20 protein-coding genes and 1 tRNA gene are annotated in these 18,533 nt (G+C 35.1%); 17 read left to right on the forward strand and 4 right to left on the reverse strand.

What is annotated here, in order from left to right; translation table 11 throughout:
* Nucleotides 1–9: 9 nt before the first annotated feature.
* From EV197_RS05060 to EV197_RS05120, 15 genes are all read left to right on the forward strand, one after another.
* Nucleotides 10–3,219: an efflux RND transporter permease subunit gene (locus tag EV197_RS05060; protein ID WP_130285640.1), complete on the forward strand. Its 3,210-nt coding sequence runs from the start codon at nt 10–12 to the stop codon at nt 3,217–3,219.
* Entirely contained in the window at nt 3,206–4,534 is a 1,329-nt protein-coding gene (locus EV197_RS05065; protein ID WP_130285641.1) for a TolC family protein, read from the forward strand. Before EV197_RS05060 ends, EV197_RS05065 begins: the two co-directional genes overlap by 14 nt.
* Nucleotides 4,535–4,584: 50 nt before the next feature.
* Nucleotides 4,585–4,767 carry a CPXCG motif-containing cysteine-rich protein gene (locus tag EV197_RS05070; RefSeq protein ID WP_130285642.1) on the forward strand — a complete coding sequence of 61 codons (183 nt, stop codon included), beginning with the start codon at nt 4,585–4,587 and terminating at the stop codon, nt 4,765–4,767.
* Nucleotides 4,768–4,827: 60 nt separating this feature from the next.
* Nucleotides 4,828–4,900, forward strand: a tRNA-Met gene (locus EV197_RS05075).
* Between the two features lie 566 nt (nt 4,901–5,466).
* A complete protein-coding gene (locus EV197_RS05080; protein WP_130285643.1) occupies nt 5,467–6,045 on the forward strand; it encodes a hypothetical protein in 579 nt (192 codons plus the stop codon).
* A complete protein-coding gene (locus EV197_RS05085) occupies nt 6,046–6,669 on the forward strand; it encodes a hypothetical protein (protein ID WP_130285644.1) in 624 nt (207 codons plus the stop codon).
* A gap of 38 nt (nt 6,670–6,707) precedes the next feature.
* Entirely contained in the window at nt 6,708–7,157 is a 450-nt protein-coding gene (locus EV197_RS05090; protein WP_130285645.1) for a hypothetical protein, read from the forward strand.
* Nucleotides 7,158–7,320: 163 nt separating this feature from the next.
* Nucleotides 7,321–7,653 (forward strand): 7(1) septoil knot domain-containing protein, encoded by a 333-nt coding sequence (locus EV197_RS05095; protein WP_130285646.1) that lies wholly within the window; start codon nt 7,321–7,323, stop codon nt 7,651–7,653.
* A gap of 162 nt (nt 7,654–7,815) precedes the next feature.
* Nucleotides 7,816–10,542, forward strand: coding sequence for a PAS domain S-box protein (locus EV197_RS05100; protein ID WP_130285647.1), 2,727 nt, complete (start codon nt 7,816–7,818; stop codon nt 10,540–10,542).
* Nucleotides 10,529–10,945, forward strand: coding sequence for a response regulator (locus EV197_RS05105; RefSeq protein WP_130285648.1), 417 nt, complete (start codon nt 10,529–10,531; stop codon nt 10,943–10,945). The genes EV197_RS05100 and EV197_RS05105 overlap by 14 nt, the downstream gene beginning before the upstream one ends.
* Nucleotides 10,946–11,216: 271 nt before the next feature.
* Nucleotides 11,217–11,573, forward strand: coding sequence for a hypothetical protein (locus EV197_RS05110; protein ID WP_130285649.1), 357 nt, complete (start codon nt 11,217–11,219; stop codon nt 11,571–11,573).
* Between the two features lie 83 nt (nt 11,574–11,656).
* Nucleotides 11,657–11,830: a hypothetical protein gene (locus tag EV197_RS17005; RefSeq protein ID WP_165389004.1), complete on the forward strand. Its 174-nt coding sequence runs from the start codon at nt 11,657–11,659 to the stop codon at nt 11,828–11,830.
* Between the two features lie 97 nt (nt 11,831–11,927).
* Nucleotides 11,928–12,065 (forward strand): hypothetical protein, encoded by a 138-nt coding sequence (locus tag EV197_RS17010; RefSeq protein WP_165389005.1) that lies wholly within the window; start codon nt 11,928–11,930, stop codon nt 12,063–12,065.
* 69 nt (nt 12,066–12,134) lie between these two features.
* The gene (locus EV197_RS05115) at nt 12,135–13,157 is read left to right on the forward strand and encodes a DUF6588 family protein (protein WP_130285650.1); all 1,023 of its coding nucleotides are present in this window, start codon (nt 12,135–12,137) and stop codon (nt 13,155–13,157) included.
* A 70-nt stretch (nt 13,158–13,227) separates the two neighbouring features.
* A complete protein-coding gene (locus EV197_RS05120) occupies nt 13,228–13,809 on the forward strand; it encodes a porin family protein (RefSeq protein WP_130285651.1) in 582 nt (193 codons plus the stop codon).
* 50 nt (nt 13,810–13,859) lie between these two features.
* Here EV197_RS05120 and EV197_RS05125 read toward each other — a convergent pair whose 3' ends face one another.
* On the reverse strand, nt 13,860–14,396 hold the full coding sequence (locus EV197_RS05125; RefSeq protein ID WP_130285652.1) for a hypothetical protein: 537 nt from the start codon (nt 14,394–14,396) through the stop codon (nt 13,860–13,862).
* Between the two features lie 356 nt (nt 14,397–14,752).
* On the opposite strand from EV197_RS05125, the gene EV197_RS05130 reads away from it, so the two are divergent.
* Nucleotides 14,753–15,103, forward strand: a complete 351-nt coding sequence (locus EV197_RS05130) for a nuclear transport factor 2 family protein (protein WP_130285653.1) — start codon at nt 14,753–14,755, stop codon at nt 15,101–15,103.
* Nucleotides 15,104–15,133: 30 nt separating this feature from the next.
* Here the strand turns inward: EV197_RS05130 and EV197_RS05135 are convergent, their stop codons facing one another.
* Both EV197_RS05135 and EV197_RS05140 read right to left on the reverse strand, forming a co-directional pair.
* Nucleotides 15,134–16,048 carry a hypothetical protein gene (locus EV197_RS05135; RefSeq protein WP_130285654.1) on the reverse strand — a complete coding sequence of 305 codons (915 nt, stop codon included), beginning with the start codon at nt 16,046–16,048 and terminating at the stop codon, nt 15,134–15,136.
* A 233-nt stretch (nt 16,049–16,281) separates the two neighbouring features.
* On the reverse strand, nt 16,282–16,761 hold the full coding sequence (locus tag EV197_RS05140) for a hypothetical protein (RefSeq protein WP_130285655.1): 480 nt from the start codon (nt 16,759–16,761) through the stop codon (nt 16,282–16,284).
* A gap of 240 nt (nt 16,762–17,001) precedes the next feature.
* Between EV197_RS05140 and EV197_RS05145 the strand changes: the two genes are divergently transcribed.
* Nucleotides 17,002–17,475: an RNA methyltransferase gene (locus EV197_RS05145; RefSeq protein ID WP_130285656.1), complete on the forward strand. Its 474-nt coding sequence runs from the start codon at nt 17,002–17,004 to the stop codon at nt 17,473–17,475.
* A gap of 85 nt (nt 17,476–17,560) precedes the next feature.
* On the opposite strand, the gene EV197_RS05150 is transcribed toward EV197_RS05145, so the two are convergent.
* Nucleotides 17,561–18,412, reverse strand: coding sequence for a DUF4382 domain-containing protein (locus EV197_RS05150; protein WP_130285657.1), 852 nt, complete (start codon nt 18,410–18,412; stop codon nt 17,561–17,563).
* Between the last annotated feature and the right edge of the window lie 121 nt (nt 18,413–18,533).

The following is an 18,533-nucleotide window of genomic DNA, read 5'->3' on the forward strand; positions in this document are numbered from 1 at the left end:
TCGATCACTATGCGCAAAATAATCTCGTACTTTATTAAGTATCACGTTGCGGTAAACGTGATTTTAATTGCTTTTTTGATTTTTGGGTATTTCGGTGCTCGTTCATTAAAGTCTTCTTTCTTTCCGCTTACGGAGTCAAAAAATATAAGTATCACTATCGTTTATCCTGGAGCTTCACCACTCGAGGTAGAAGAAGGAATCGTGCTTAAAATAGAAGACAATCTTAAAGGATTAGAAGGTATAGAGCGTGTAACCTCTACTTCAAGAGAAAACGGAGGAAATATCAATATCGAAATCGAGAAAGGAGAAGATATTGATTTTATGCTGCTCGAAGTCAAAAATGCAGTTGACCGTGTGCCTACTTTTCCAACAGGGATGGAACCACTTGTAGTTTCAAAATTAGAAGCTGTACGTCCTACGATCAACTTTTCAGTGAGTGGGGATAATGTTTCTCTAGCTACATTAAAAGGTATTGCGAGGCAAATTGAAAATGATTTAAGAGCTATCGATGGGATCTCTCAGATTTCTATAACTGGTTATCCCGAGGAAGAAATAGAAATTGCAGTAGATGAAAACAGCTTATTAGCGTATGGATTAACCTTTAGTGATATTGCACAAGCGGTAAGCCGTGCTAATATCCTTACTACTGGAGGAACTATAAAAACAGATGAAGAAGAATACTTAATCCGAGCAAATAATCGATCGTATTACGGATTGGAGCTTTCTAATCTTGTCATTCGTTCAGAACCCTCAGGGAGAACCATAAGGTTAAAAGATGTGGCTCAAATTAGAGATCGATTCTCTGAAACGCCTAATGCATCTTATTTTAACAGTAATCTTTCGGTAAATGTAGAAATTACTAGTACTAATACGGAAGATCTAATTTCTTCAGCAGAAAAGACAAAAGAATATATTGATGAATTTAACCAGAAGTATAATAACGTACAGTTAAATGTAATCAGTGATCGCTCTATTACGCTGGTACAACGTACCGCGTTACTTACCGAAAATGCGGTCATAGGTATGATTCTGGTACTCGTATTTTTATCATTATTTCTCAATACTAGATTGGCATTTTGGGTAGCCTTTGGGCTTCCTGTAGCATTTTTAGGAATGTTCATATTCGCAGGCTCGTTTGATGTAACTATCAATGTGCTCTCCTTATTTGGGATGATTATCGTAATTGGTATTTTGGTTGATGATGGTATTGTAATCGCAGAAAACATATACCAGCATTACGAAAAGGGTAAAAAACCTGTACAAGCTGCTATAGATGGAACCTTAGAAGTAATTCCGCCCATTGTTTCGGCGATTACCACCACCATATTAGCATTTAGCATCTTCTTGTTTCTAGATGGGCGAATTGGTGACTTTTTTGGAGAAGTTTCTGTGATTGTAATCTTAACCTTAACGGTTTCTTTGGTAGAAGCTTTAATTATTCTTCCTTCGCATTTAGCGCATTCTAAAGCATTACGTGCTCAAAAAGAAGAGCCAAAAGGTACTATGGCGAAAATATTTTCTAAGCTGCGTTACATCAATACCTTTGGTGATTCAATAATGCGCTGGTTACGTGATAACCTGTACAGCCCTATTTTTACCTTTTCGCTAAAAAATAAATTATTTTCCTTTTCAATATTCATCGTGTTGGTCATTATTACTTTTGGTGCTATAGGTGGGGGTGTGGTTAGGACTGCATTTTTTCCAAGAATAGCCAGTGATGCTGTGTCAATTGATCTGGGAATGCCTAGAGGAACTAACGAAAAAATTACGGATTCTATTATAACTATGATAGAAGATAAGGCTTGGTTAGTGAATGAAGAATTAAGTGAAAAATATTTAGTAGGAGAGGAGTATGAGGGAAAAATGCTTTTTGAGAATATCATTAGAGATATCAGTTCGTCGTCCAACGCATCACTTCGCATTAATTTGTTACCTGGAGAGGAACGACCGGATGCGTTAGACGCTAATATTGTTGCCAATACAATACGCGAAAAAGTAGGACCTGTTTTCGGTACAGAAAGGCTGATCTATGGTTCAGGAGGTAATTTTGGAGGAACTCCGGTTTCGGTTTCTTTATTGGGTAATAATATCCAAGAACTTAAAGCGGCTAAGGCCGAGCTAAAACAGAACTTTGAAAATGATCCAAGACTAAAAGATATTGCCGATAACGACCCTGCTGGTATCAAAGAGATTCGACTAGAACTTAAGGAAAATGCTTACGCGCTAGGACTAAATCTAAGAGATATTATGAGTCAGGTACGCGCTGGATTTTTTGGGGTACAAGCACAGCGTTTTCAACGTGGGCAGGATGAAATTAAAGTTTGGGTACGTTATGACCGAGAGAATCGATCTTCGATACTGGATTTGGATAATATGAGGATACTTACACCTTCCGGATCACGTGTACCTTTAAATGAAATTGCAGAATACAGCATAGAACGTGGTGATGTAGCGGTGAATCACTTAGAAGGAAGACGAGAAATACAAATTTCGGCAGACCTCAAGGATCCTGAAAAAGATACTGCTACTGAAATTTTAGAAGAGATCCGTACGATCACTATGCCCGAGATTCTTTCAAAATATCCAACGGTTTCTCCGTCTTATGAGGGGCAAAATCGAGAAGCGGGTAAATTCTTAGGGTCTTTAGGACCAGTAGGTCTTACTACGCTTTTGCTAATCTATATTACCATAGCCTTTACATTCAGAAGTTATAGTCAACCCTTGATGTTATTGTTATTAATACCGCTTAGTTTACCAGCAGTGGCGCTTGGACACTGGGTACATGGCTTTCCGATCAATATACTTTCTTTATTGGGTATCATTGCACTTATTGGTATTATGGTAAATGATGGTTTAGTACTGATCGGTAGATTTAATAATAACCTAAAGGAAGGGATGAACTTTGATAATGCCATTTATGAAGCGGGTAGGTCTCGTTTTAGAGCCATTTTCTTAACGTCATTAACGACTATAGCTGGGCTAGCACCTTTAATTTTTGAAAAAAGTAGGCAAGCACAATTTTTAAAGCCGATGGCAATTTCTATCGCTTATGGAATAGGTTATGCCACCGTACTTACCCTCTTGGTATTGCCATTATTTTTGTCGTTCAGTAATAACTTCAAGACTAAAACGAAATGGTTAGTTACCGGTAAAAAAATATCAAAAGAAGAAGTAGAACGGGCTATTAAGGAACAAAAAGAGGAGAATGAAGCGCATTAATAAACATATTTTTTTAATTGTACTGAGTATTATTGGGCTGCTTGCTACGAATAGCTTTGGGCAGCAACTATCGAAGCAAGAAGCTATACGCTTGGCTTTAGAAAATAACTTCGGAATCATTGTGGCGGCCAATAACGTGGAGATTGCCGACAATAATAAAAACATATTAAATTCTGGGTATTTACCTACCTTAACCGGTGCCGCAGGAGCTGTATATAATCGAGATAACGTAGAAGCACAATTTTCGAATGGAGATGTTAATACTTTAGAAGGTGCAGAAAGTGATCGTTATAATGCCTCTGTGAGCCTCAATTATACGCTTTTTGATGGGTTAGGACGATTTTATAATTATAAACGCTTAAAGGAGCAGTATAATCTTTCAGAGCTACAAGCAAGAGAGACTATAGAAAATACCATATTACAACTCTTTACAGTGTATTTTGAAATCGCAAGACTGAGTGAGAATGTAGCGGTACTAGAGGAGACACTACGTATATCAAGAGAACGGATTACTAGAGCCAATTACCAGTTTGAGTATGGGCAAGGTACTAAGCTAAATGTGCTTAATGCGGAGGTAGATGTGGCTAACGACAGTATAAACCTGATCAATACCAAACAGCTGCTACAAAATACAAAGCGCGATCTAAGTTTTTTACTCAACGAAGAATTACAAACGGATTTCAGAGTTGATACCACGATCACTTTTATTAATCGTTTAGAAGTAGAAGGGTTTTTAGAGACGTCCATAGAAAATAACGTGAGGATTTTGCGAAACCAAAGTAACATTGCGATCAACGAATATGATGTAAAAGTCAATAAGTCGGGATATTTACCAACCATCGGGTTGACTGGAACCTACGGCTGGAATAAAAGCAATAACAACGCCGCTTCATTCTTATCCACCGTAGTTTCAGATGGGTTGTCAGCTTCTATAAACTTAAGCTGGAATATTTTTGACGGCGGTAGTACGATCACTCGGGTTAAAAACGCTCGAATTGCTTTGGAGAATCAGGAAATTCAGCAAAATCAAATAGAATTGGAAGTTCGGCGTGACATCGCCAATGCCTTAGGCAATTATGAGAATAGGCTAAAGGTTTACCAAATTCAGCAACAAAATGTCGTGACGAATCAAAATAACTTTGAACGATCTCAAGAACGTTTTAAATTGGGGCAAATTACCTCCATCGAATTTCGTCAGGCACAGATCAATTTGATACAAGCATATACCAATAAAACGTTGGCTAAGTATGATGCTAAATTAGCAGAGTTGCAATTATTACAACTAACTGGACAATTATTAAATATAGAATTTTAGACGACAAGGTTCATTTGAGGTAAGGGTTTAATTGAAAACATTAAAGTAGCATGTTTGAGCATTTTTTTCAATGTCCATACTGTTGGGAGGAAATTTCGATGCTGTTAGATGCGTCGGTTTCATCTCAGCGATATATTGAAGATTGCGAGGTGTGTTGCAATCCCATTGAAATTTTTACAAATTTTGAAGATAGAGAACTTGTTGCTTTTGAGGCTAGTAGTATTGAGCAATAAATTTAATTGTAAATATAGTTTGCAGGAATAAAAAACCATTGTATATTTGCAGTCCAATAGCGCGGGATAGAGCAGTAGGCAGCTCGTCGGGCTCATAACCCGAAGGTCGCTGGTTCGAGTCCAGCTCCCGCTACAACAGACCAGATACGAAAGTATCTGGTTTTTTTTATGGATGAAAATTTGAAGATTACTTCAGGAATTGAAATCCGTAAAAAAAGCAAGATTTGAATATCAAATCTGGTTTGTTGTGCAAGCTCACCTTTGTGGTCCAACGACTGAGGTACGAGGGAGTTAATCCAGCTCCCGCTACTAGGTAAACTAGTTGTACAAACAACTGGTTTTTTCATGATTACAATGCATTAGTTTACTTCCTGAGGTTGATGTTGATAAAAATACATTTGGAGCATCGAAATAGGTAAGTGCTACAGGCCGTATCTGTTCTGGTCTAAAACTACAGGAACTAGCTAATTATGTTTCTATTACCATTCACTACCATGGTAACGATTAATCTTCAGATCAAGACGTATATATATTTATAAGTTACAGAAATGGATTCTTCGTATCACAATTTGAGGCTGCTAGCTACATTTACACTTTGAAACATAGCAATCTAAGCACAAATATAAGAGCATACTTTACAGCTTTAGGTAATTAAAACTCCTTTTAAAAGTGTTGTTGGTATATTAAATTTTAAAAACTATGAAAACCCCTTTAATGCTGATTAGCATTCTTCTCTTCTATTCTTCTTGCAGTATTTTTAGTTTACCATCTATCAGTAATAAGGAGGATATCAATGAATTGGAGACGATCATAACCGAGAATTTAGATAGTGATTTAGATGTTTATAGTCTTTATTTCGAGTCAAAAACCTTAACAGGCGGATTGGATCATATTTCCTATGATTATAAGCTAAAAGGCAGTTATTTTCTTGAGTCATTAGACGTTTCTAGCCAAGTGTTAAGTGATCCTTCAAAAAAATCAAAGTCTGCTTATCAAAATAAAAAAACATTCAAAATAAAAGAGGCTTCTATTACATGTATACCTGCAATATATGAAGAAGCTTTGCAAGTGTTAAAAGATCATGAACTTTATGATCAGCATAAAGATTATTACCTAGATTCTTGGGTGTTTAGAACGAATAGGAAAGGCGAGATTTATGCTGATTTTATACTAAACTACTTTATGGATACTTCTCGAGGAGGACGGACTAGTACAACCACTTATGGTCAATATGAGTTTACCATGAACCCAGATAAATCAATAAAACTTAATTATTAAATGAAAGCTAAATTACACGCTCTACTGTATACAATAAGCTTGCTAACATTCCTAACGAGTTGTTCGGGTAATAGCGCAACAGCATCAGTTACCAGTCCTGAGGGTATATCGGTTTTAAAAGAAAAACTAAGTGAAACCTTTGATAAAGACAAGCAAATAGACGGTTTGGTGTTTTTTTCAAACAATAGTACTGTAGATGCTATTGAACAAATTAACATTTCTTTCCCTGAGAACAATAGAAGTACTATGTGGTTTTACAGCTACGCTACAGAAAAATTACATAAACCCGAAGCTCAGCAAATACTTCAGCAAATGCCAAAAACCAAAGCACTAGAAGAATTTAATATTGATAAATGCTATACCTATTTTAAAGAAGCTGTAAAACTAATCGAAAAGGAAACCGATGAATTTTCGAACTACCGCATAGACAGTTATGCGATGAGCGTAAACCCTACCTCAGGTAATATAGAACATAGTTTAACACTTAATACAGATAAAAAATCATTAAAGCGTACTTTTTACGGTAAGAAAGTAAACGATCGCCTCTATAGATTTAAGTTTAAAACTAACGAAGAGGATGTGTTAATTGCTACTGAGGGATTGGATGCCTTTAAAGATGAATAAAGAATAAAAGAAATAAACCAGAAATATCACGAGTCAATATGAAAATAAAAATTTATAAAGCCTTAGAAAACCCAACAATAGAAGATGTAGAAAGGGTGATAAAAGAAAAGATTGGAGATAAATATACGTATAAATCTACGCGAAAGGCTGATAGTGTTGCGGGTAAAATATTAAATGGTAATGCACAAAATACAATTATTGTAATCAAAAATGCATACCATAGAATTGTTGTAGCGGTAGAAACAGTCAAGGATCCAACTGATGATAACGGACAATATACCACCTTACGATTTAGCACAGCTGAATTAGCAGGTTGGTTACGATTTTTACACAGAGAAGGTGGCTTGTTAGGCTCTTTTATTATTCGATTAATATATGGAAGTAATGACCCTATCTATGATGAGGTGAGAAATATTGTGAAAGATAATTTTAAAATAGAAGAGCAAACCTTAGATGTGGGTATAGGAACGCTATTTAATAGAACATAAGTTATCAGGAGTAAAATCCAAATATTAATAAAGCACAATTATTAAAATAATTTCTGAAAAGGCTTAACAGACGTTAGGCCTTTTTTAAGGCAATAAGCTTGATCCGTATATTTGACATATAGGTTAGAAAGAGGTATTCTCTTTTTTTATTATATTAGTCCACATGAAAAAGATGTTAACGATACTATTAGTAGTAAGTTCCGTTTGTACCTATGCCCAAAAGGTATTTCCTGTTAAATATCCAAGCCAAGCGGATGTTAAAGTATTTGTTGTGGATTATCCCAACCAGGCAGATCTTAACGTGTATAAAGTGGAGTATCAAAGCCAAAGCAATGGTAACAAAGGCTTATGGTATGAGGCAAAATATGCCAGTGCTTCGGATAAGAAACTGTATTTTGTAAAGTACGCTAACCAAAGTGATCTCAAAATTTATTATGTAGAGTACCGCAATCAAGCTGGTTGGCGTAATAAAGCAAAAAAACATCTATTAGAGTAACCAACTAGTACAGAACTAATGGTTAATCAGTAGTAATCTATATTTTTACGGTTAAACCGTAATTATAATACGTTTTTTTAGTATCTTACGTATACTTATTTTTAATACATTTACGCAAACTAACGCATTCTCACAACTCAACCCTACTAAAATGAATAAAGAATGCGATCTAATGCTGTTTCTACCTTACACGATTTTGGAAATTATGAAAATTACCTTCAAAGAGAGCTGTATGATTTAGTCAAAGATGATCTTTCCATTTTTAATTTTATTCAGGACTCTGCTTTAGATGGTTTATGGATATGGGATTTAGAAAACTCGGATAATGAGTGGATGAGTCCTAAGTTTTGGAACTCTTTGGGATACAGTAAAGAGGAAGTCCCCCATCGAGCACTATTCTGGCAATCCATTATCAATCAAGATGATTTAAAAGAATCCAAAGAACTACTTAAAAAACATATTGAAGACCCTTCTTATCCGTATGACCACGTAATGCGGTATAAGCATAAGCTAGGGCATATAATTTATTTAAGATGTCGTGGTATGCTCATCCGAGATGAGGAGGGTGAAGCTATTCGTCTTTTGGGAGCTCATATTGATGTTACCAAATTAGTAAAGACCAAAGATCAGCTCAAAAAACAAGTTGAGCGATACAAGCATATAATTGAAGGTACTAACTTAGGTACCTGGGAGTGGAATATCCAAACTGGAGAAGTAGTGTTTAATGAGCAATGGGCAGAGACCATGGGGTATTCATTGATTGAATTAAGCCCTATATCAGTAGATACCTGGATGCGAAGTTTACATCCACACGATCTGAGTATATTCAATAAAGCATTAGGTGATCATTTTGAAGGTAAGAAGGAGTTTATTGACTGCGAAGTTAGGATGCAACATCGCAATGGCTCCTGGGTTTGGGTGCATAATAAAGGAAAAGTAGTGTCTCGATCCGGCACAGGTGAACCAGAATGGATTATTGGTTCTCACAATATTATTACCAAAAGTAAAGAACAGATCGATATTCAAAAAGTCTTTATTGAAAATGCGCCTAGTGCCATAGCCATGTTCGATCGAGAGATGAAGTATATAGCACATTCTAAGAAATGGTTGTCTGATTATAATATTAAAAAAGAAAATGTGATTGGTAAATCGCACTATAAGATTTTTCCTGAGATTGGAGAGGAATGGAAAAAGCTACACCAAAGATGTCTACACGGCGAAGTAATAAAATCAGATGATGATTGTTTTGTACGAGCAGATGGCAGCAAGCAGTGGCTGAGCTGGGAGATACGACCTTGGCATGTTTCTTCTGGTGCTATAGGAGGTATTATCATGTTGACCAATGATAAAACGAAACAAAAAGAAGCCGAATTACGGACTAAAATATCCGAAAAGAAATTTAGGCAGAGTTTTACCAATGCAGCTATTGGTATGGCAATCGTAGGACTGGATGGAGCTTGGGTGGAAGTAAATTCATCAATATGTGAAATATTGGGGTATAGTGAAGTAGAATTGAGACAACGAACCTTTCAAGAAATTACGCACCCAGATGACCTCGATAAGGATTTGAAGTTGGTGCATCAACTATTGGAAAAAGAGATACCCTTCTATCATTTGGAGAAAAGGTATATCAATAAATCAGGTGAGATTATCCATGTACATTTATCGGTATCGTTGATACGGGATGAAGAGGAAAAACCATTATATTTTATCTCCCAGCTTAAGGATATCACTGCCAGGGTAAAAGCTCAGAAAAAACTCCACGAAACGGTTTATCAATTAGAAGCTATTTTAGACTCCAGCTCGCAAGTAAGTATGATAACAACCGATACAACCGGAATGATAACTAGTTTTAATAGGGGGGCAGAAAATTTATTGGGGTATCATAAAGAGGAGTTGATAGGTAAACATTCGCCTAAAATAATACACGATGCAAAAGAAGTTACAGCGCGAGCTCAAGAGCTCTCTGTAGAACTGAATACACCAGTAGATGGTTTTGAGGTCTTTGTAGCTAAGGCAAAAAAAGAAGGACATGAGACAAGAGAGTGGACCTATGTAAAAAAGGATGGAACTCATTTTCCGGTGCAGTTAACAGTAACTGCTATGAAAGACAATGATGAAATAGTTGGATTTTTGGGTATTGCCGCGGATATTTCTGAATTAAAAAGTATTCAGAAAGAAATGAATCAATTGATTGAGGTTACCAGTAACCAAAATGAACGCTTAAAGAATTTTGCACACATCGTTTCGCATAACCTAAGATCACACGCTAGCAATTTTAGAATGCTAATGGAGCTGTTTAATCTTGAGGATTCAAAAGAACAGTTAATGGAACAATATCAGTTATTAGAAAATGCTTCATATAATTTAAAAGAAACGGTGGACCATCTAAGTGAAGTGGTTGTAATGAACACTGATGAGGATATTAAATTAGAAGAGTTATCCTTACATCAGTTTGTAGATAAAACAGTAAAAGGGATGCAGGGCTTGGCAGATCGAGCCAAGGTAACTGTGGATAACTCCGTATCCAAAGACTTAAAAGTAAAGGCGGTACCTGCTTATTTAGATAGTATAATTCTCAATCTATTAAGTAATGCTCTACGATATCGATCAGAGGACCGAGAAAGTTTTGTTTCATTCCATACACAGCGTCAAAATGATTATATCATATTAAACGTAGAGGATAATGGTCTGGGGATTGATCTTAAAAAGCATCAGGCAAAAATATTTGGAATGTATAAAACTTTTCATAAACACGCAGATTCAAGAGGACTTGGTTTATTTATGACCAAAAATCAAGTTGAGGCTATGGATGGAAAGATTGAAGTAGTAAGTAAAGTGAATGTAGGAACTGTTTTTAAAGTTTATTTAAAGGATGCAAAAAATTGATTTAGCGTGTATTATTGATGACGATCCTATTTTTGTATATGGTATACAAAAGATGATCGCGATGGGAGAGTTTTGTAATAACTTTATGGTCTACAGCAATGGCCAGGAAGCCTTGGATGCACTTACCATTATTATAAAAAATAAAGAAAAGTTGCCCGAGGTAATTTTATTGGATCTTAATATGCCAATCCTAGATGGATGGCAGTTTTTGGATGAGTTTACTAAAGTAAAATTAGACGAGAAGATTATGATCTATATTGTTTCATCCTCAATTGATCCAACAGATGTGCTAAGAGCGAAATCCTATGAAAACGTATCCAATTATGTAGTCAAACCTATAGACTTAGAACAATTGAGGCAATTATTTCAGAGCGTAAAGGATAGTTTACAAAACAATATGTAAATCGTAAAGAGGAAAGTTTACTTGTTAGGGTCATTGGTGTATAAAGCAAATTTTTTGAAAGTACCCAGGGCTATTTTTATTACTTAGATGTAAGCTTTCGCTATGGTAAATAACTGTCAAATAGTGTGTTGTATAACCTCCTATTTATGACTTTAACGTAATTATAAGACTAAAAACTTGCATAAGTCATTATTGATCTTATATTGAAAGACTGTAATAAGTATAACCGTCAGTACACCTATTTGTACTATTCATAACCTAAAAGATCAAAATGGATAAAAAATCTTACCTCGAAAAAGCGATTGCGTGGGCAGAGAAAAAGTCTACAGTTTCCTTGCGAGCTGTAACCTCTGATTACGAAGACCCAAAGAGTTTCACTAACACTGATACGAAAGAAACGATACGACCTGATTTATCTTTTACGACACACGGCGGTGCTAAGCATTATACTGATGTTGCGCTCAAGGATGAAAACCCTCAACGATTAGTAACCCGTTGGAAATTACTAAGTATGATGGCTTCATTGAAGCGTGGTAAATTACATTTATTGGCTCCAAAAGGCCATAAAAGATTTACAGAACGGTTGGTCAATCGTTATAATATCAATGCTAATATATATTCGCTATAAAATCTAATCACAAAAATGCTTTTTGCCTAAATTTATTTGGGCCAGAGGCATAATGATATAAAAAATTAATTATTAAATAATTTATGGACATTAAACAAACAATTGTACAGCCTAACGGTAGCGTGCGTAAGACAGAAGACGCAAAAAAAGTAAAAAAAGAAATTGATTATTGGAAAAAGCAAAGAAATAAAAGAAAGTGTAGGGAGTTTGAGGAAATGTCCTACTGGGAGGTGATGTGTACCAACACAGCGCTGTAAAAGTTTTCTGCAATACCTATTGTTAGTTTCGTTAATCTCTGTTAAAGACTTGTCATACTAAGGAGAGATTAATAATTTAACGTTATAATTTTAAGCAATGGGTATCAAAAAAAAGAAAAATAATCAAGATCGGGCTGTGATAAGCTTCTATGGTAAACTAAAACCGCCAAGAGGAAAGTTTAAAACAAGAGCTCGAAATATGAAAAAGGCATTACAGAAAAACACTAAAGGTTAAAAATAATTTTAATCTCTAGTGTTTTTTTTTAGCATACATTAATGTGAAGAAATCCTAATCTATATAAATATGAAAAAGCAATTTTTAATTTGTTGTACAGCATTCCTCACTACTGCTATGACTTTTGCTCAGCAAAATATAGACGAATTATTAGCTGCGGGTATCAACGATGCACAGCGATATACTAGAGAGTACCTTAGACCTGCTGGAGAAGGAATGATGTATAGTATGAACCACGGTTGGTTTAATAGTGGTAAATCAAAGAAACTATTTGGTTTTGAAATTTCCTTGGTAGCTAACGCAGCTTTTGTAAATGATGACAATCAATCGTTTATATTAAATCCTGCGGATTACGAAAATTTAGATTTTAGGGATAATCCTGGAGTGCTAAGACCAGTAGCCACAGCCTTTGGTGATATTCAAGGCGTGGTGGTAAGGGTAGAAGGAGAAAGTACAGTGCCAGGAATTCCATCTCAGGATGCAGAATTTGAATTGCCTACTGGTTTAGGAAGTGAGGGTATTAATTTAGTGCCTACAGCCTTTTTGCAGGTTGGATTTGGATTTCTAAAGGGTACCGAGATCAAAGTACGATACTTTCCTAAAGTAGAAACTAATGATACCGAGGTTGGATTTTATGGAGCAGCATTGCAGCATGAGTTTACCAAATGGCTACCAGCCGACAAAGTATTTCCGGTGGCAATTTCAGGGATGATTGCATATACCCATTTGGATGCCAGCTATGATTTTACAGAGAGTAGTTTTATAGATGGCGAAAATCAACGATTTGAAAATAATACCAATACCTGGCTTTTTCAGGTCATAGGATCTACGAAGCTACCGGTTTTTAACGTGTATGGTGGATTAGGCTATCTTACGGGCAAAGCAAAAACAGACATTTTAGGGACTTACAGAGTACAATCTGGGGTTGTGTCTCAGGAAGAAATTACAGACCCTTTTTCCATTGAAAATGAGGTGTCCGGTGTTCGAGGAACTTTAGGTGCCAAATTAACCTTGGCTTTTTTCAGACTTAACGTAGATTATACGATTGCTGAGTATAGTGGATTTTCCGTTGGATTAAACTTTGGTTTATAAACTTATTTTAATGTTTAAAAACCAAATATCTTATTTTTTCGTAAATATATACGAACTCAAAAATGTAAAAATGAAAAAGGTAATTTTACTGTTAGTTTTTTTTCTTGTAGCACTTGGAATGCAAGCTCAAAATAGTAAACAGTCTAACTTCGGTATTAAAGGTGGATATAACCTGGCAGCTGTCAGTTATGACGGAGATACTGAAACGGGTCAACGACACGGATTTCACCTCGGTATTTATGGAGAGTCTTTCGTAAGTACTTCTTTTGCGGTTCAACTAGAAGTACTATACTCACAACAAGGGTTTGAAATCGAAGATGATAGTGGAACTTTTACTCAAAAGTTAAATTATATCAATCTTCCGCTAATGTTTAAAGGCTACGCTTCCAAAAATTTCTTTTTAGAAGCAGGACCACAGATTGGTTTAGCTATTTCTCATAAGGAGGAGTTTGATAGTGGTATAAACTTTTTTGACACTTCTTCAGAGTTTGATCCCAATAGTTTTGATTGGGGGGTAAATTTTGGTGGCGGATTTAAAACAGATACCGGATTTAGTTTAGGTGTACGATATCATCTAGGACTTGGAGATATTTATGATGAAGGTGCGCCCAAAAATAGAGTTTGGATGTTTTCTGTAGGATTTGATCTATAAAAATAATTTAGTGTAAATAAAACGGTGTAAAGCTTAAGCTTTACACCGTTTTATTTTATGACCTCAATCGTATTGGTACTCAAATTGACCTTTACCCGAAGTTGCGAATTTGTATTTAAACTGGCTGTAGCAATAAAATTATCAATTGTAAACTCGTATAAGCTCTCCGCTATTTTAGAAACATCATTAAGGTGAATAGTTTCTTTTTTGGGCAATTGGATAGTGTCAGGAAGATTCCATTCTTTTAATAAAGCGTTTATCTTCATAAGGTTTTGATGTTCCCTATGAACATCAGATAAATAAAGTTGCTTTGGGTTTTGATAGCCTTGCTTGCTCAAACGTAACCAAATTGATCTGTTTTTGAGTTCAATACTATCCTGTAAATTCGGATAACAACTCATTTCTTTATCAACTATTTTAGTAACAAAGGGCCATTTCCTTGAAGCTATTCGATGCGCTTGTAGGGTCGTTTTATCGTGTGTATCAAATACACATAACTCTAAGGGAGTAGCTCTATCAATTTTGCGTTGACCGAAGATACTGCTTGTGGTCAGTAGTAGATAAAAAAGAAATTTTTGTAGGGTCATGATTGTGTGAAGCTAGATCCTAATTAAAATTACAAAAAAATCATCTTGCCCTTTGGTTTTAGAGGTTGGTATTGTAAAATTTATCATTTTTTACTTGTAACCCCTTCCTATTTTGCTTAAATAAATCAAACCATACTGATTTATTACGTTTTGTAATCGCTAGGCATTAGTGTTTTTCTATAAAATTTATGTAAAAAATAAAAGTGTTAAGCGTATCGTATAAATAAAATTCTTATATTAAAGTATTAAAAATGAGCTACTAAGCATTCTTTATTAGATTTTATAAATCAGCAAGTTGAATCAAAGTAATCATTTATTCGTTACGAGTACTTAAACCCTCATATTCTATAATAATCATGAATGCTATAGAAATCATTGAACAGCTCAATAAAGACTGGTTTCAAAATTACGGTGATACCGATACCAAAAAATTTGCTTCTTACCTGCACGAAGACTTTATCTATACCGGTAAACAAGGTGTTTTTAAGAAAAAGGAATATATTAAAGATGTTGTTTCGGGTAGAATTAAACGTAAACTATCTGCAAAGGAGTGTATAGAAATTACAGATTTCGGATATACAGCTCTTTGTGTAGGAGAAACTGAACTGATCAATCCTACTTATACCACAAAAAGTAATCACAACTTTACCCTTGTTTGGCACCGCGTAGAGGATGAATGGAAAGCAGTAGCTTACTATGAGTCTTAAAAGTATATAGTAGTTAAGATGTTATCCTAATTAGCTTTTATTTTCAAAATTCTCTTTACACTTTGTCAGATATTCTTCTATAGGTAAGTCAATAGTTTCTTTAGCCAAATTATAAAAAACAGGATTGAATTCTTCTTCTAATCCGTGCGAGCAGGGGTAGCAGCTAAAGTTTTTATGAAATAATGGATGGTCGTTAAACCTTCCCTGTAATTTAATGCATACGCGATACAAAATGAAGTTGATTTCTACAAACCGATTATACAGGGGATACTCTTCTTTTTCCTCTTTTTTTATCCATTCTTCTAGATACTCGGTTTCATAGATACTAAAGTACGAGCCCAATAAAATGCCATCATTAAGGTCGTCTGTATTTTTTGGTGGATTGATATAGTAGCAATCCAGACCGTGCTCTCCCCAATAGGGGATTAAACATTTAATTTTCTCTTCAAATGGGATAAGTTCACCCGACTTCATTACATTAATTTTGTCAAAAAAATTAAGGTGTAATTGATTAAGCGCTTGCGTAATATGATCTAAGCAGTATTTTTCTAAATCTTCACCACATGCTATGCTGATTTCATTTTCTAAGTGTCCTAACCAAATCAAATGACTATCATCAGCCTTGATATGATTTACTTTTTCAAAACCTACCGTTGGTGCATAGGTTGTAAATGCTTCGAACAAAGCACCAAAATTTACTGAAGTGTAGTCATAATCAATATCTAAGCTCATAGGCTCATCCAAATACTCTAAAAGTTCCAAGTCTTCCTTTAATTCAGATGGGGTGATAAGCTGTGCATCTAAGTCTGGAAAAACCCAAATTTCACCATCAAAAAATTGAAATAGTATTGAGGTAGGGATTACTGCTTCACCGTATTGCTTAGAAAGATCAATTATTTCGTTTTTGTAAGCTTTAAATAAAACGTCAGGTGTTATCGTAGACATGAAAAATACAATTGGTTAGATTTTATTTTAGGAATCAAAGACAAATGATAGCTTTAATGGTAGTATAATTAATTATGAATAAAAATATACATAAATATTTAATTACAAAATTAAATTATGATCGTAACACCCTTTCTAAGACATAATTTTATTTTTCTTGGATCGATAGCACTACCAATCATTCAAAAAAATGTTTATCACTATGGTTTATGATGCCTTCAACAAACGCTATTTTATTGTCTCCTAAATAAAAAATCAGCTGGGATGTCATTGAAGGGTCGAACAGCAAATACCTCTAATGTGTTGTTGTTGTTTAGTGTTATCCTAAAAATAGTGATATCCGAGGAGTCGTTTGGGTTAGTAAGTACAAGTTGATTTTCTTCTAGGCGCCATAAAAAATCCGAACGCTCTAATTCTTGGCAAGAAAAAGTTATTTCGTCACTAGCCTCATCGGTTTCTTCTGTTATTATGGATGCTTCAAATGCACCAACCCCATTATTTTCAAAAATAAATGAGGCCGAATAGCAGGGTATTTCTAGTAAAACATTAGTGTTGGCAGTACCATCTCTATCGAGATCTGCTGCAGTTTGTAGTTCAACGGCCGTACTTTGCCAGGTGCCTAAGATTTCTACAAGCGTATCGTCATTATCCTCTGTGCTGCAACTGATAAGGAGCAGCGATAACATTAAATAAAGTAATGTAGTGAACTTCATAGATTTTGTATGTAATCGTTATAACACTTAAGCTCTGCAAAATAATAAAAGATTAAAGATTCTATCCTTCTTTTATAAAAATATAGATTCTTAACATTTAAAGAGTAAATTACCATTTTGCCTATTTGAAATGATGGAAGGATGTTTTTTAAATTATTAGCCGTAGTGGATCTTATTAATAATTGCATACTGGCTATCTTAATCCTTAGTATAAATGTATAGATTCTTTATTTTTGAAATATGATAGATAATTTTGAAAACGAGTATTTTGGAATTGGTATTCAAAATGGTAAAACACCCGAAAATCTTGGGGTACTATGGCGTTCCGCTCAAAATTTAGGAGCTAGTTTTATCTTTACCATTGGCAATAGATATGCTAAACAGGCTTGCGACACCCACAATGCAGTAAAGTCAATGCCTTACTTTCATTATAAAGATTTTGATGATTTTTTCAAACATTTGCCAAAAGGAGCTATGTTGGTTGGTGTGGAAAAAACAGAAGACGCCCTACCTATTGAAGATTTTAAGCACCCAAAACGATGTGTTTACTTACTAGGTGCAGAAGACCACGGATTATCGAATAAGGCTATAGAAAAAAGCCATTTTTTGGTACAATTTAAATCTGAATTGAGTCTTAATGTTGCGGTAGCTGGGAGTATAGTGATGTACGATAGAAATAGAAATAAACCAAGGTTTATCCGAGCTAAAGAATAAGGTTGTTAGAATAGAAAAAGCGGTTAGATAACCGCTTTTTCATTCAACAAACTCACAAATTCAATTAGAATTCGCTAATAATTTTTTATTCGGCTGCTATGACAAGTTCAAAATCTTGTACTGTTTCGCCACCAGTAGTAATCACTACATCGTCTGCAGTTTCTGATGGGTATCCATCTGCTACTACAGTTGCCGAATATGTACCTGGATCTAAGCCTAGTACCATATAGTTACCATTTTCATCAGTAAATGTGGTGGTTTCAATCATGCCCTCTGCATTATAAACCGAAACCTCAGCGCCAAATAAAGGCTCCATCATATCGGCTCCGTATCCTCCGGTAACAACTCCTCTTAGCGTGCCTGTAGTATCTACATTACACGCTTTGATTACTGGCTTGAAATTAAATCCAGAAATCCCATTAGGAGCGTTAGGGTTACTTTGCGGCACAAAGGATCTACTGATGTCAAAATCTAATAATACTTGTCCAGGAGCATCTCCGCCAACGGTAATATTAGGTTTTACAAAGACCTTTAAACCACTTTGAGCTCCACTTGGTATTGTCATTTCGTAAGAAGTGCCATCTGTTAAAAGTACACTTGCTTCTTTAATATATATACGAAATAAATCATATTTTCCAACAGGAACTGTAGTGTTGGCAAGTGTTTCGGTTAAACCATTGTTAAGCTCTACCAAGTTAATCTGAGCCTCTTCTTCAGTTAAGGTAATAAATGGTGAACCTTCAATATCTCCTTCTTTAAGCCTGCCTTCAATTTTAGTGATGGTAACGTTGGCTTCTTCTACGGTATCAAAAGGAAATGGAGCATCTGTAATCTGTACATTTAGCTTACCTGTAGTTGCTACATTTTCATCAGAACAACTAAATAAGGTTAAGGATAGTACAGCTAAAAAAGTAAATACAATTTTAGTAGTTTTCATAATTTTGGGTTAATTTAAAATTATGTAGAGGTGCTTCATAGATTGGGATTTTTGTTTGCTTGTATTATAAAAACAACTTAACTTTCGATTTTCCTTTAAAATTTTATTTTTTTTAACAAGT

The sequence above is a fragment of the Aquimarina brevivitae genome (genome assembly GCF_004216895.1).
GTDB lineage: Bacteria > Bacteroidota > Bacteroidia > Flavobacteriales > Flavobacteriaceae > Aquimarina > Aquimarina brevivitae.